Origin of the sequence: Leclercia sp. Marseille-Q4284 (genome assembly GCF_916618945.1) — a bacterium.
GTDB classification, from domain to species: Bacteria; Pseudomonadota; Gammaproteobacteria; order Enterobacterales; family Enterobacteriaceae; genus Enterobacter; species Enterobacter tamurae.
Map to the genome: position 1 here is coordinate 381,037 of NZ_CAKAKG010000001.1, position 13,918 is coordinate 394,954.

Below are 13,918 nucleotides of genomic sequence, written 5' to 3' on the forward strand. Positions count from 1 at the left end.
TTTTCTTCATTTGCTGACTATTGTGCCTGCCGCTTTTTCATTTTGTACATCTCTTTATCAGCCAATAAGATGCTGGTTTTGAGGTCCCGGTTAAACTTGCTCACCCCATATGAAATGGTGCTGGTTATCACGTCGTCATTCACCCCAATCGACCGCCGGGCAATCTCTTCAGCGATTCGTTCCATCACCAGCAGCGCATCGCTTTTCTGTTCGGTTTTGATAATGATCAGAAACTCATCCCCGCCATAACGAATGGCGATATCTTCTTTACGGATCGTCTGTTTAATCACGTCGGCGACCATCTGTAGCACTTTGTCGCCAACGGCATGACCGTACCTGTCATTAACGATTTTGAATTTATTACAGTCAACCAGCGCAAAAAAACGTCTTTCAAGGGTGGCGGGCTTGAGTTCAGATTCGATTTTCCTGCTGTACAGACCGGTTAAGTGGTCGATTAATGTGTGTCTTGCAACACGCGTCAGATAGCGTGATGTCAGTTTTACCATCAGCATAAACAGCAGCAGGGTGACCGGAATAAGCAGCTTAAACATCACGCTGTGATAAACAGACCCGAACATGTCGATATGGGTTATCACCTTAAACTGCGATGACAGCCCTGATTCAACGTTAGTCTGGAAATGATGATCGATATCGCAGCCAAAAATGCACAACTCGTTCAGGCTACCCGTCTCACGCAGCGTGATCCTCACCCATTTATTATGGCGGAACAGGGTATTCGCCAGGCCGTGAAGCTCTTCAAGGTTGTGATCGTAGAGCAGGTAGGCGACCGGCACATTGCTACTGTTCAGATCATAGATAAAACTCACCACGCTGTAGGCGTTGGATCTAGTGATCATGTCATGATAAATGGGGGTCGCGACTGTGCCCTTTTGCGTCAGTTTATGGGTCAGTTTACGCTTATAGTAATCCGGCATGGTGGGAATATAGAATTGAAGATTATTGAACATGATTGAATCTTCAATGGCAAAATTGTCTGTATCGATGCGGCTAAAAAAATAGAACATTTTTTGCCGTGTGGAAATGATATAGCGAAACCCCTCTTTAGTGGAAAGATCGCTTTTCGCAATATTATCCCGCACAAAAATCGCCGACGAGAGCAGGCATCGCTCATTTAAAGTGGGCTGGGTATTCATAAACAGGCTGCCATGATCCCCGGCGGCGCTGGTTTTCTGCCAGTGCCACTGGTCATTATCCTGTACCAGCGCCGGGATTTTACACCCGCCATTTTGCAGGGAGGTGGTATATTTGGTTGTAATCGCATCGGCTATATTTTCATTTTCATCAAAAATGTTCAGCAGTTTAGCCCGCACCTCATTGGTCAACTTGATGGCTTCATTCTTTTGATGGAGGAAAATAAACGCCATCATGATCGCTAAAAATATTACGCAGGCTGCTGCGGAGATCGAATAGACTTTGCTGGCGATTTTCTTTCTGGAAAAGAGATACATAACCATTTACTCCGGATAATCTTCACTGGATGCTGCTTTTTCTTTCATAATGCACGCCAGCGGCAGCGGTTTCGCGATGTGATATCCCTGGAGATAATCAACGCCAAGCTGCGATAACAACACCTTGTGTTCCTGCGTCTCCACATACTCAGCCACGACAGACATCCCCCTGGCCCGGGCAATATCAATGATTGACTTCACAATCAGCTGATCCACTCTGTTACTGATAATCTCTCTGATAAACATCCCGTCAATTTTAACGATATCGGCATCAAGATTTTTCAGCCTTTCATAGTTAGCATACCCGGTACCAAAATCATCAATAGCAATTTCAAAGCCATAATGACGCAAGCTGTTAATATTATTGATGACATTTCTTTCATTTAAGAACAACTGTTCTTCCGTCACTTCAAAGACAATGTTGTCCGGTTTTTTATTCTTTTTCTCGAACATGAAGATAATTCTTTCCGCCGTATTTTCATCCGCCAGTGTTTCCGGCGTGATATTCAGTGAAAAACGGATGTGTTGGCACGTAAGCACATTTTGATGATAAAAATCGATAAAGGCCTCCAGCACCTTGAAGTCGAGCAGTCCGCACAGACCAAACTCCGTAATCGTCGGAATAAATTTATCCGGTGTCACGATCTTCCCGTCGAGTTTCATCCTGCAGAGGATCTCATAATATTGGGTGTCGCAATGAGTATGTTCTATTTTTTGTGCATACAGCACGAGGTCATTATGAAGCAAGGCGTGCTTGAGTTTTTGCAACAATGCGATATCCAGCGTCATATGTTGCTCAATGAAATGGAGGTTTTTATCCAGCGCACTAATGTGATCCTGACCTTTGGTTGTCGCCAGATAATCAAGCTCAGAGATAGATTTGCTTAAATCAACCTGCGCGTTAAAGGTCATCCAGGAGAGGCCGAACGCCACGTCCACGTCGCTCACTCTGGTAGAGGATTTTGCCTGATTCAGTTTCTTCAGCAGCCCCTGCATGACGCTGCGGCCCTCTTTCTCCGGCAGAACAACCAACAAATCGCCATACGGAACGGAATAGACGCTGCATTTTTTGGGCAGGAATTTTTTCAGTAGATAATAAACGGCGACCTTGGCGTTAACCCGGAAGGTAAAGCCAAGATGCTTATCAAGATTATCGGCAGAAAATATTTTTACGTAACAGAGCATAGCTGGATGGGTAAGCTGCTGCAGATCTTTATTCAACAGCATCATGTTCGGCAGCATGGTCAGCGGCTCCCTGAGGGCGGCGCTGGTTATTTTTACGTTCGCCTCCTTCAGGTTTCGCTTCATCGTCGCGAGATAGGCATTAGCGATAGTGAACACGATAAAAAAGGCGGAGAAAGAGGTTAAGAGCTGACCCTTTTCGACAGTTTTAATAAACTGAGGATTCCCGGTGATAAGTATAAAGATGGCAAGCGGCCATGTCAGCGAGATGATCGCCGCGCTAAAATTAATGACGCCGTACACAAAAGCCAGAAATACCAGCGGAATGGCATAGCTGGAGATAACCGGGTACTGGCTGACGCTCGTATAGGTACAAATAAGGACGCTAATAACGAGCATCCAGACGATTAATGCATTTCGGTTGCTGGCATCCAGAATATTCTTTGTGCAGAACTTACGGGTATAATTCCATGAGGTCAATAATCGTAATAAATAGTACAAACCGGAGCTAAAGACCACGGCGGGCATCATCAGGCTTTGCAGGTTGAGGATCAACAGACGAATTTCGCTGGCTGAAAAGTAGTATTGAAAATCGTCCGGGATGAGGGTTAGCGCGCCAACAATATACATTGCCGCCTGGGCGAGAATAGGATAAATAAAACCATAACACCACAGCCGGGAAAAAATGCCCGTACTGCTGGTGATATCTATTCTGGCATAGCGCCCCAGTCTTTTATGTAATATACACTGGGCAACCGCAAGGGGGATCATCAGGCTGAGCGTCACCGCCCAGGTCTGAGTGGCGTTGAGGAGCAATTCCCGGTGCAAGGACCAATATGTTGCCAGCGTTAGCGCGGGCAACACGCTGGCACCATAAATACCTACCAGTGCGATAAAAAGACTGATGGGCAGATACGCCACGTAAATAACAGTATGATCTATCGCCACGCGCGGAGAAAATTCTCGCAACACAGGCAGAAAAAGCAATACCGTAATAAATGTGATCACTGTGTGAAGAATTTTGCTGCTTTTGTATAAATTATAGTGAGACTTTATAGATTCAATAATTTTCATAAAATGTTCGTTACAGATTAGAGTTACCCTGAAGCAATGTGCGGCATCCCTTCTGGTTCGATAACATGCATATCATATGCAGATTAATCTTAACGCAAATTGGTTTTTTATGAAAATGATTACCCGGGTTTTCCGCTATTCGCTTTCGAATAAAGATATAGTCCTTATAAATTGAAAGCGTGCAAAGCGATATTTCCATTAATATAACCCCGCCAGCCTTCATTTTCCGACGACAAACCACTGTCCGATGGGATTAATGAAATTGTCTCATTTTTCTATTCTGATAATGGCTATTAACACGTCGTTTTATTCTGTTAACAATAGTTCAAATAAATTCCCCGGTACCGGATCCACCGTTTCATTCACAACAGGAGAGTACGATGATCCGTTTCACCTCTGTAGCTGCATCACTGTTGTTATTCGCGGGCATGTCTGCACATGGCGAAACCGCCACTTCAGCTCAAATGACACTGTCAGAAACAGGCAGCCGTACAACTATTGCCGAACCCGCTGAGCACTTTACCGGGCGTGCTTACATTGACCCTCTTTTCTCCGCTGTCGCACCGCAAAGGACGGGAGGAGCGTATGTCACCTTCGTACCCGGGGCGCGTTCCGACTGGCATACCCATCCCCTCGGGCAAACGCTGGTCGTTACCTCGGGCACGGGCTGGGTTCAGCAGTGGGGCGGGGAGCGAAAAACTATCCACGCGGGTGATGTTATTCAATGCCCGCCCGGGGTTAAACACTGGCACGGCGCCACAGATAAAACCACGATGGTGCATCTCGCCATTCAGGAATCGAATGAGAAAGGTGAAAACGTAAACTGGCTTGAAAAAGTCACGGATGAACAGTATCTGCAGGCAGGAGCACATGAATGATTAAGAAGTCAGTGCTGGTCACGGTTTCTCTATTATTGATGAGCGGATGCGTTTCCCAGACCACGCAAAACAGGAGTTCGAAAATGATATCAGAAGATGCGCAGGGCGCAGTGGCGGAAGTCGCGCCCGCAATGGCGGCCTATTCCGAACGCTTTATTGAAAAGGATCTCTGGAACCGCCCGGAACTGTCGCGTCGCGACCGCAGTCTGGTGACGGTTGCGGCGCTTATCAGTCGTAACGATACCGCCGAGCTTCCTCATTACCTTAACGTGGCGCTGGACAGTGGGGTCACGCCAACGGAGATCTCTGAGACCATTACCCATCTGGCGTTTTACGCCGGTTGGCCAAATGCCACCTCTGCGGCACTGGTCGCGCGTCACGTATTTGCTCAGCGCCATATTGAGACGGCGTCACTGCCAGACGAAAAGGTGGTTTTGCTGCCTCTGGATCAAGAGAAAGAGACCCAACGCGCCACGCTGGTGGAATCAAACTTTGGCAAGGTTGCGCCAGGTGTCGTGAAGTACACCACAGAGGCGCTCTTTCTGGACCTGTGGCTGAGGCCAGGCCTGGCGCCCCGGGACAGAAGTCTGGTGACCGTTAGCGCCCTGGTGACCGCCGGGCAGGTGGCGCAGGTGCCTTATCATCTCAATCGCGCGATGGATAATGGTTTGACCCAGACTCAGGCCTCAGAGGTGCTGACCCAGCTCGCGTTTGTTGCCGGCTGGCCAAATATCTTCTCGGCATTGCCGGTGTTTAAAGAGGTGTTTGCGGGCAGACAACCTGCCTGAGAAGAGAACAGCACGAATAAACCAGGCCCCAGTGCGGGGCCTTTTTTATCAGGGATGTTTGTAATGGCGTAGCGCGTCCACCACCAGCTGGAACGCTTTCGACAGGTTGCGATTTTCCGGGTAGTAGATGTAATACCCCTCCCAGTAGGGACACCAGTCTTCGAGCACGCTAATCAGTTCCCCGCGTGCGATGTGCTTTTCGGCGATATCCCGCGGAACATGCGCCAGTCCATACCCTTCCACCGCCGCCTGAAGATTCTGGTAAATACGGCTGAACACCAGCTGACCGCTGACTTTGACATTCAGGCATTTTTCCTCTTTCTCGAACTCCCAGACGTACAGGTTACCGTGGGTGGGAAAGCGCAGATTGATGCAGTTGTGATCGATGAGGTCGTGAGGATGCTGCGGGTAAGGGTTGCGGGAAAAATAGTCCGGCGAGCCGACGACGGCAAAGCGCACATCCGGGCCAATGCGCACCGAAATCATGCCGTTGGAAATTTGCTCTCCCAGGCGGGTTCCGGCATCGAACCGGCCAGAAACGATATCCGTCAGGGCATAGTCATCAATCAGCTCGAGATTAATATCCGGGTAGTCCCTGAGCAGCGGTTCAAGTTTCGGCCAGATGACCGAGCTGATGGCATAATCCGAGGTGGAGATGCGCACGGTGCCGGCGGCTTTGCTGTTGAGATCCTTCAGCGACTGTAACCGTCCCTGGATGCCATCGATGTACGGACCCAGATCGTCCAGCATGGATTGGCCGATATCGGTTAACGCTATGCTGCGGGTGGTACGCGTCAGGAGTTTCATCCCCAGACGGGATTCCAGAGTTCGCATGCTGTGACTGAGGGCGGATTGTGAAATGCCTAACTGGGCCGCCGCTTTGGTAAAACTCTTTTCCCGTGCGACAACGATAAACGTCATCAAATCATTCAGGTTTTCCCGCGCCACGTTCTGCCCCTTACTGCCGAAAAAATGAAAAGCCAGTGTAGCGCAACGTCAAACGGAAGTGATTCATGAATTATTTGCATAATTCATATCAGGTTCCATCGCCTAATCACTGTCGTCTTTTCATTTTAGAATGGACGTTTGACAGTCCAGAGGAGCGCAAGCGTGGAATATGCAGAATTAAGCAACAGCCTGAAAATGCCGATGGCCGGTTTTGGTGTTTTTCAGGTCACCGACAAAGACGAGTGTAAACAGTCCGTATTGAGCGCGATCCGTGCAGGCTATCGTCTGATCGATACGGCTGCGGTCTATGGCAATGAAGATGCCGTGGGTGACGCCGTTCGTGAAGCCATTGCCGAAGGTCTGTGCACCCGCGAGGAATTGTTCATCACCTCAAAACTGTGGGTACAGGACATGGCCAGCTACGAGACCGCCAGAGCCGGTATCGAGGCGTCGTTAGAAAAATCGGGACTAGAGTATTTTGACCTCTACTTACTGCATCAGGCCATGCGGGACTACTTCAGCGCGTGGCGGGCGATGGAAGCGGCCTATGAAGCCGGTAAACTGAAAGCCATCGGCGTGTCCAATTTTTATGCCCATGTATTAGCCAACTTCTGTGAAACCGTTCGAATCAGGCCGATGGTCAATCAGGTCGAACTGCATCCGTACTTTGCCCAGCCTGCCGCCCTGGAAACCATGCGCTATTACAACGTGCAGCCTGAAGCCTGGGCCCCGTTGGGCGGCGGGCGACACAAGCCGTATGACAATGAGATGCTGCAGGGCATTGCCGACGCCCATAACAAAACCATTGCTCAGGTGGTCCTGCGCTGGAACGTCCAGCGCGGCGTGACGGTGATTCCAAAATCGACCCATCAGGAGCGCATTGAAGAGAATTTTGCCATCTGGGATTTCTCCCTGACGGAGAGCGAAATGGCCCAGATCGACGCCCTCGACCTGGGTTACGTCGGGGAGTCCGTGAAGCATTTTAATCCCGACTTTGTTCGCGGTTGCCTGGGCGTCAAAATTCACGACTGAGCCGTTGCGCCCCTGTTTCACCCCTTGTCGGGGTGAAACCCTCAGAAATTCCAGTCCTCATCCTCGGTCTCGACCGCTTTACCCATCACGTATGACGAGCCCGATCCGGAGAAGAAATCGTGATTTTCGTCGGCGTTCGGTGACAGCGCGGCGAGGATCGCCGGGTTCACCTCGGCCATCTCCGGCGGGAACAGCGCCTCGTAGCCGAGGTTCATCAGCGCCTTGTTGGCGTTGTAGCAGAGGAAGGCCTTCACATCCTCCTCCCAGCCGGTTCCGGCGTACAGCTCCTCGGTATAGGCCAGCTCGTTGTCATACAGATCCATCAGCAGATCCAGCGCAAAGCCTTTTAACGCCTCCCGCTCCGCCTCGCTGACTTTCTCCAGCCCTTTCTGGTACTTATAGCCGATGTAGTGCCCGTGTACCGCCTCGTCGCGGATGATCAGCCGGATCAGATCCGCGGTGTTGGTCAGCTTGCCCCGGCTCGACCAGTACATCGGCAGCCAGAAGCCGGAGTAAAACAGGAATGACTCCAGAAACACGCTGGCGATCTTCTTCTTCAGCGGCTCGTCGGCGCGATACTGTTCCAGCACCCGCTGAGCTTTACGTTGCAGGGCGTCGCTCTCTTCACTCCAGCGGTAGGCGGCATCCACGTCTTTGGTCTGACAGAGCGTCGAGAAAATCGAGCTGTAGGAGCGGGCATGCACCGCCTCCATAAAGCTGATGTTCGACATCACCGCCTCTTCGTGCGGGGTCAGCGCATCGGCAATCAGCCCCGGCGCGCCCACCGTGTTCTGCACCGTGTCGAGCAGGGTCAGGCCGGTAAAGACGCGAATGGTAAGCTGCTGCTCGGCGTGGCTCAGGGTGGCCCAGGACTGGACGTCATTCGACAGGGGCACCTTTTCCGGCAGCCAGAAGTTGCTGGTCAGGCGGTTCCACACCTCCAGATCCTTATCGTCTTCAATCTTGTTCCAGTTAACGGCCTGTACCCGTGACAGTTTCATCCTCTCTCCTTACAGCGCGCAGGACACGCAGCCTTCTGTTTCGGTGCCTTCCAGCGCAAGCTGGCGCAGGCGAATGTAGTACAGGGTTTTGATCCCTTTCTTCCACGCATAAATCTGCGCTTTATTGATGTCGCGGGTGGTAGCGGTATCCGGGAAGAACAGCGTCAGCGACAGCCCCTGGTCGACGTGCTTCGTCGCCTCGGCATAGGTATCGATAATCTTTTCCGGGCCGATCTCGTAGGCGTCCTGATACAGTGCCAGATTCTCGTTGGTCATAAAGGGGGCAGGGTAGTAAACGCGCCCGGTTTTGCCCTCCTTGCGGATCTCGATTTTCGACACGATAGGGTGAATGCTGGATGTCGCATGGTTGATGTACGAGATCGACCCGGTGGGTGGCACCGCCTGCAGGTTCTGGTTGTAAATGCCGTACTGCATCACGTCGTCCCGCAGCTGCTGCCACATCTCCCGCGTCGGCAGGGTCACACCCGCCCGGGCGAACAGGGCGCGCACCTTCTCTGTTTTCGGCTGCCAGTCGTTTTCCAGATACTGATTAAAGTACTCCCCGCTGGCGTAGCGCGATTGTTCAAAGCCCGCGAAACGCTGCCCCTTTTCCCGGGCCAGCATCATCGAGGTATGCAGGGCGTGCCAGGTGATGGTGTAGAAGTAGAGGTTGGTGAAGTCCAGCCCCTCCGGGCTGCCGTAGGCGATCCCCTCCCTTGCCAGATAACCGTGGAGGTTCATCTGCCCGAGGCCGATGGCGTGGGAGGCGGCATTCCCGGCCTCCACCGACGGCACGCTGCGGATGTGGCTCATGTCCGACACCGCCGACAGGCCGCGCACTGCGGTCTCGACGGTGCGGCCAAAGTCAGGGGAGTCCATGGTGTGGGCAATGTTCAGCGAGCCCAGATTGCAGGAGATATCGTGCCCGACTCGGGTGTAGTCCAGATCCTCATCGTAGGTCGAGGCGCTGTTGACCTGCAAAATCTCAGAGCACAGGTTGCTCATGTTGATGCGTCCGGCAATGGGGTTGGCGCGGTTCACCGTGTCTTCATACATGATGTACGGGTAGCCGGACTCAAACTGGATCTCCGCCAGCCGCTGGAAGAAGTCGCGGGCGTTGAGCCAGGTCTTCCGGACCCGCGCGTCCGCCACCAGGTCGTCATACAGCTCGCTCACCGCCACATCACCAAACGGCTTGCCGTAGAGGCGCTCCACGTCGTAGGGGGAGAACAGCGCCATGTCGGCGTTCTCCTTCGCCAGCCGGAAGGTGATATCCGGGATCACCACCCCCAGCGACAGGGTTTTGATGCGGATCTTTTCGTCGGCGTTTTCGCGTTTGGTATCGAGGAAACGCAGGATATCCGGGTGATGAGCGTGAAGATAGACCGCCCCGGCCCCCTGGCGCGCGCCGAGCTGGTTGGCGTACGAGAAGGCATCTTCCAGCATTTTCATCACCGGGATCACCCCTGAGGACTGGTTCTCAATGCGCTTGATCGGCGCCCCCGCTTCCCGCAGGTTGGAGAGGAGAAACGCCACGCCGCCGCCGCGTTTCGACAGCTGCAACGCCGAGTTCACCGCCCGGCCAATCGACTCCATATTGTCTTCAATGCGCAGCAGGAAGCAGGAGACCAGCTCCCCGCGCTGGGCTTTGCCGCAGTTGAGGAAGGTGGGCGTCGCGGGCTGAAAGCGTCCGGCGAGCATCTCGTCGGTGAGCTGGCGGGCGAGGCTTTCATCTCCCTGGGCGAGGGCCAGGGCCACCATCACCACCCGATCTTCGAAGTGCTCGAGGTACTCCTTGCCGTCGAAGGTTTTCAGCGTGTAGCTGGTGTAAAACTTCCAGGCGCCGAGAAAGGTCTGGAAACGAAAACCGCTGGCGTGAGCGTGGGCGAACAGGCTCAGCACAACGTCGCTGTCGTAGCGCGACAATACCCGGGGGTCGTAATAGCGCTCGCTGACCAGGTAGTCGAGACGCGCCTGCGGGCTGGCAAAGGCCATGCTGTTGGGGTAGACGTGGGCGTTAAAAAAGGCGTCCACCGCCTCATGATCTTTGCTGAACTGGATCTTCCCGTCCCGATCGTACAGGTTCAGCATGGCGTTCAGCGCATGGAAATCGGTCGATCTCTGCATTACGCGTTCTGCGGTTGTCGTTGCCAAAATTCGTTCACTCCTTTACGCACGTTGTCGACGTCCTGCTGGGTCCCCATCAGCTCGAAGCGATAGAGGTACGGCACGCCGCATTTTTGTGAGATGACGTCCCCGGCGCGGCCAAACGCCTCACCGAAATTACGGTTGCCGGCGGCAATTACCCCACGGATAAGCCGCCGGTTATGCGGATCGTTGAGAAAGCGGATCGCCTGCCGCGGCACCGCCCCGGCCGTTCCACCCCCGCCGTAGCTGGGCACCACCAGAATAAAAGGCTCGTCTACCTGGATCCGCTCCCGCTCGTTGAGCGGAATACGTACGGCGGGCAGCCCGACACGCTCGATAAAACGGTGCGTGTTCTCCGAGCTGCTGGAGAAGTAGACGAGCAGGCTCATGCCCGGGCGGCCTGGGCTGGCTGCGGGAGACGGTTAATCAGATCCGGGCGGAAGCCGGACCAGCTGGTCTCCCCGGCGATCACCACCGGCAGCTGGCGGAACCCCTGAGCTTTGAGCGTCTCTGCCGCGTCAGGCACCAGGTCAACGTTCACCATTTCAAAGGTCACGCCCCGGCTCTCCATGGCGCGTTTGGTGGCATGGCACTGCACACAGTTGTTTCGAGTGTAAATAATAATGCGCATGATTCGTATTTCCATCTAGAATAGGATTCCGACGCCAGTGAGTGCGTCACCCGGAGTCTGTCTTGCTTAAGGGAATACTAGATGTAGTTGTCGTAAGTTTCAACCATACAAGATATGGGAAAATTTGCCAGATTGACTGTCGTTGTCAGGTTCAGCGGGAGAGGGAACGCACGGGCTTAAAAAAGAAAAAACCCCATACCGCAGGGCATGGGGGCTGAGAAGGATTGAGTCGGATCGGGGATTATTTGCGCAGGGCGAGCAGCGCGCCGATAAAGATCCCTACCGCGGCGACGGTACCTACCGCGCACATCGGACGTTCACGGATAAAGGTGTTCGCGCAGCCGATAGCATCGCAGGCAGCCTGCTTGCCGGTGGAACGACCCTGCAGACGCGCACGGGTTTCGCGCAGCAGCGACTTAGCTTTACGTCTGGCGTCATCCGCTTCGCCCTTCGCATCCGATCCCCAGGATTTCAAAACGCTCTCCAGCGAATCCGCTAATTTACTGACATCGCTATGGATATCCTGAACATCGTCATTAACATCGTTTCGGTTTGAACGGTTAAACATATGCATCTCCCTTGAATTTGCGGTAATTAACAGTTTAGACCACCTTTTTAATATCTGAAGCCGGTCACGGCTTATCAGGCCGTTTATGGATTTTTCTGAAAGCGCTGCTATTGCTGAATACGGTAAGGTTGCCCCGCAGGACATGATAACGAGGAAAGAATATGTATTTACGACCCGATGAGGTTGCGCGCGAACTTGAAAAAGCGGGATTTACCGTGGATGTGGTAACCCAAAAAGCATACGGGTACCGTCGTGGCGATAATTATGTTTATGTGAACCGGGAAGCCCGTATGGGACGCACGGCGCTGATCATTCACCCGACGCTGAAAGAGAAAAGTCTTACCTTTGCGGATCCTGCGTCAGAGATGAAAACCAGCGACCATTATCAGCAGTTCCCGCTCTATTTAGGGGGCAACAACCAGGAGCATTATGGTATTCCCCACGGCTTCAGCTCCCGCATGGCGCTGGAACGTTTTCTGAAAGGCCTGTTTGGCGACTCGCAATAACGACGCGACTGGCTATCGCCAGTCGCTGTGCCTTACGCTTTAACCTGATGATACTGGCTGACTTTGAACAGTCGTCGGCAGTAATCGAGGAAATAGCCGTACACCGCCCCCATCAGCATCGACACCACGATATTCGAACTTACCGCCGCGGCGATCTGGTGCCAGTCGGCACCCACCGTGAGCAGAATCGCGACATAGACCGGCGACTGGAAGGTGACATAGGCCACCACGTCCGCCAGGTTTTTCATCCAGCCGGAAGGCGAGTAGCGACGGGCAACGCGCATTACCGCATCACGGTAGAAACCGTAGGGCCATGCAATAAGGATATTCACCGGGACCGCCACCAGCCGGGAGGAAAGCGACTGCTCGAAGCTCATTCCGGAGAGGAATATTTCAATCAGCATGTTCACCACCGAACAGTAGACCACCATGGCAAAGGTATCCGCTACCGCGTGGCGCAGGCGAGACTGCCGAGAGAACATGTCCTGACTCCTTGAAGGTCGTATAACAGAGAGGCTAAAGCGGGTTAGGTTAGTGCTTTAGTTTGCTTTATTTTTCGTGTATAGCGTATCTCTCTACATTGAAACCTACAATTAGTGATAAATTTTTATTTAATGGCGTTTTGTCCCTAAAATTCTCTAAACGAATCGGTTTTGCCAGCGCGGCGGCATTTTCTCTTCGCTCATTGACTTTCCTGATGACAAACAACGGGTTATGTTTTTATTTCTCGGCGTCTGGCGCGCGCTGTGTTCAGGGGGGATTTATGGGAAATTTCCCTGGAAATGTTCAGGAATTAAATAATCATCAAACGGTTTATCAGGATAAATCATACAAAAAGAGAAGCACCGCGCTTTATATTTTCTATATTTGATTTAATTTGACATAAATTATATTTTCGTGCGCTGTTGTCTGGATGTTCATAAACAAATGAATTACCATGGCCGCTATTGCTTATTTTATCGACTTGAAAAGGTTTTCATTTAATATGACTTCGCTGTTACAGAATCTTAATAATATTCGTACCCTGCGCGCAACGGCGCGCGAATTCTCGCTGGACGTGCTGGAAGATATGCTCGAAAAGCTGCGCATCGTCACGGAAGAGAAACGTAATGAACAGGCTGAAGTTGAACAGCAGCGTGCCGCGCAGAGTGAGAAAATTAACGCCCTGCTGGAAAAAATGAAAGCCGACGGTATTTCAGCAGAAGATCTGCTGGGTTCCGATCTGCTGAACACCCCGGCGCAGCCGAAAAAACGCCAGGCGCGTGCGGCAAAATATCGCTTTACCGATGTTGATGGTCAGGAAAAAACCTGGACCGGTCAGGGCCGTACGCCGAAGCCTATTGCCACGGCACTGGCAGAAGGCAAATCCCTGGATGATTTCCTGATTTAATCTCTGCCTGCGGGCGGAATAACCCCGCCCGCCAGCGTCTGCTTAGCAGACGCCAAAATCACCTTCTTCTTTATACAGCGTCACGTCCGCTGCCTTCAGGGTGAATTTCTCACCTTGCTCGTTACTCGCCTGCACCGCCACAATCTGATCGTCATGCACTTCGATCACTTTCAGTTTCGGGCCGCCCATACGCGGTTGTACATAATCGCCAACAGAAAACATGGTTATCTCCTCATGATTGTTTCGACCCTAACAGTAGCCCACACGCAGGCCGGGGTACAGCGTCCCGCGCGGATTACTCCT

Annotated in this window: 15 protein-coding genes; 5 read left to right on the forward strand and 10 right to left on the reverse strand. The window is 52.5% G+C overall.

Features of this window, described 5'->3' with window-relative positions:
• Window positions 1–17 precede the first annotated feature (17 nt).
• Together LG383_RS01820 and LG383_RS01825 are read right to left on the reverse strand one after the other, a co-directional pair.
• The gene (locus LG383_RS01820) at window positions 18–1,469 is read right to left on the reverse strand and encodes a GGDEF domain-containing protein (protein ID WP_225758208.1); all 1,452 of its coding nucleotides are present in this window, start codon (window positions 1,467–1,469) and stop codon (window positions 18–20) included.
• 6 nt (window positions 1,470–1,475) lie between these two features.
• The gene (locus LG383_RS01825) at window positions 1,476–3,725 is read right to left on the reverse strand and encodes an EAL domain-containing protein (RefSeq protein WP_225758209.1); all 2,250 of its coding nucleotides are present in this window, start codon (window positions 3,723–3,725) and stop codon (window positions 1,476–1,478) included.
• A 383-nt stretch (window positions 3,726–4,108) separates the two neighbouring features.
• On the opposite strand from LG383_RS01825, the gene LG383_RS01830 reads away from it, so the two are divergent.
• Window positions 4,109–4,603 carry a cupin domain-containing protein gene (locus tag LG383_RS01830; RefSeq protein ID WP_370635155.1) on the forward strand — a complete coding sequence of 165 codons (495 nt, stop codon included), beginning with the start codon at window positions 4,109–4,111 and terminating at the stop codon, window positions 4,601–4,603.
• Window positions 4,600–5,391 (forward strand): carboxymuconolactone decarboxylase family protein, encoded by a 792-nt coding sequence (locus LG383_RS01835; RefSeq protein ID WP_370635113.1) that lies wholly within the window; start codon window positions 4,600–4,602, stop codon window positions 5,389–5,391. The genes LG383_RS01830 and LG383_RS01835 overlap by 4 nt, the downstream gene beginning before the upstream one ends.
• 48 nt (window positions 5,392–5,439) lie before the next feature.
• Here the strand turns inward: LG383_RS01835 and LG383_RS01840 are convergent, their stop codons facing one another.
• Window positions 5,440–6,339 carry a LysR family transcriptional regulator gene (locus tag LG383_RS01840; RefSeq protein WP_106994910.1) on the reverse strand — a complete coding sequence of 300 codons (900 nt, stop codon included), beginning with the start codon at window positions 6,337–6,339 and terminating at the stop codon, window positions 5,440–5,442.
• 162 nt (window positions 6,340–6,501) lie between these two features.
• Between LG383_RS01840 and LG383_RS01845 the strand changes: the two genes are divergently transcribed.
• A complete protein-coding gene (locus tag LG383_RS01845) occupies window positions 6,502–7,371 on the forward strand; it encodes an aldo/keto reductase (RefSeq protein WP_225758211.1) in 870 nt (289 codons plus the stop codon).
• Between the two features lie 41 nt (window positions 7,372–7,412).
• On the opposite strand, the gene nrdF is transcribed toward LG383_RS01845, so the two are convergent.
• The 5 genes from nrdF to LG383_RS01870 all read right to left on the reverse strand — a co-directional run bounded on the left by nrdF (window position 7,413) and on the right by LG383_RS01870 (window position 11,719).
• Window positions 7,413–8,372 carry a class 1b ribonucleoside-diphosphate reductase subunit beta gene (gene nrdF, locus LG383_RS01850; RefSeq protein ID WP_225758212.1) on the reverse strand — a complete coding sequence of 320 codons (960 nt, stop codon included), beginning with the start codon at window positions 8,370–8,372 and terminating at the stop codon, window positions 7,413–7,415.
• A gap of 9 nt (window positions 8,373–8,381) precedes the next feature.
• On the reverse strand, window positions 8,382–10,526 hold the full coding sequence (nrdE, locus tag LG383_RS01855) for a class 1b ribonucleoside-diphosphate reductase subunit alpha (RefSeq protein ID WP_225758213.1): 2,145 nt from the start codon (window positions 10,524–10,526) through the stop codon (window positions 8,382–8,384).
• A complete protein-coding gene (gene nrdI, locus LG383_RS01860) occupies window positions 10,499–10,909 on the reverse strand; it encodes a class Ib ribonucleoside-diphosphate reductase assembly flavoprotein NrdI (RefSeq protein WP_225758214.1) in 411 nt (136 codons plus the stop codon). The genes nrdE and nrdI overlap by 28 nt, the downstream gene beginning before the upstream one ends.
• A complete protein-coding gene (nrdH, locus tag LG383_RS01865; RefSeq protein ID WP_106994915.1) occupies window positions 10,906–11,166 on the reverse strand; it encodes a glutaredoxin-like protein NrdH in 261 nt (86 codons plus the stop codon). The genes nrdI and nrdH overlap by 4 nt, the downstream gene beginning before the upstream one ends.
• 226 nt (window positions 11,167–11,392) lie before the next feature.
• Window positions 11,393–11,719 carry a DUF883 family protein gene (locus tag LG383_RS01870; RefSeq protein WP_106994916.1) on the reverse strand — a complete coding sequence of 109 codons (327 nt, stop codon included), beginning with the start codon at window positions 11,717–11,719 and terminating at the stop codon, window positions 11,393–11,395.
• A 161-nt stretch (window positions 11,720–11,880) separates the two neighbouring features.
• Here LG383_RS01870 and LG383_RS01875 point away from each other — a divergent pair, with 161 nt between their 5' ends.
• On the forward strand, window positions 11,881–12,225 hold the full coding sequence (locus tag LG383_RS01875; RefSeq protein WP_106994917.1) for a DUF2002 family protein: 345 nt from the start codon (window positions 11,881–11,883) through the stop codon (window positions 12,223–12,225).
• Window positions 12,226–12,257: 32 nt separating this feature from the next.
• Here LG383_RS01875 and alaE read toward each other — a convergent pair whose 3' ends face one another.
• Window positions 12,258–12,707 (reverse strand): L-alanine exporter AlaE, encoded by a 450-nt coding sequence (alaE, locus tag LG383_RS01880; RefSeq protein WP_166183605.1) that lies wholly within the window; start codon window positions 12,705–12,707, stop codon window positions 12,258–12,260.
• Window positions 12,708–13,210: 503 nt separating this feature from the next.
• Here alaE and stpA point away from each other — a divergent pair.
• Window positions 13,211–13,615 (forward strand): DNA-binding protein StpA, encoded by a 405-nt coding sequence (stpA, locus tag LG383_RS01885; protein WP_106995043.1) that lies wholly within the window; start codon window positions 13,211–13,213, stop codon window positions 13,613–13,615.
• Between the two features lie 42 nt (window positions 13,616–13,657).
• Here stpA and LG383_RS01890 read toward each other — a convergent pair whose 3' ends face one another.
• Entirely contained in the window at window positions 13,658–13,837 is a 180-nt protein-coding gene (locus tag LG383_RS01890; RefSeq protein ID WP_106994919.1) for a hypothetical protein, read from the reverse strand.
• Window positions 13,838–13,918: the final 81 nt, after the last annotated feature.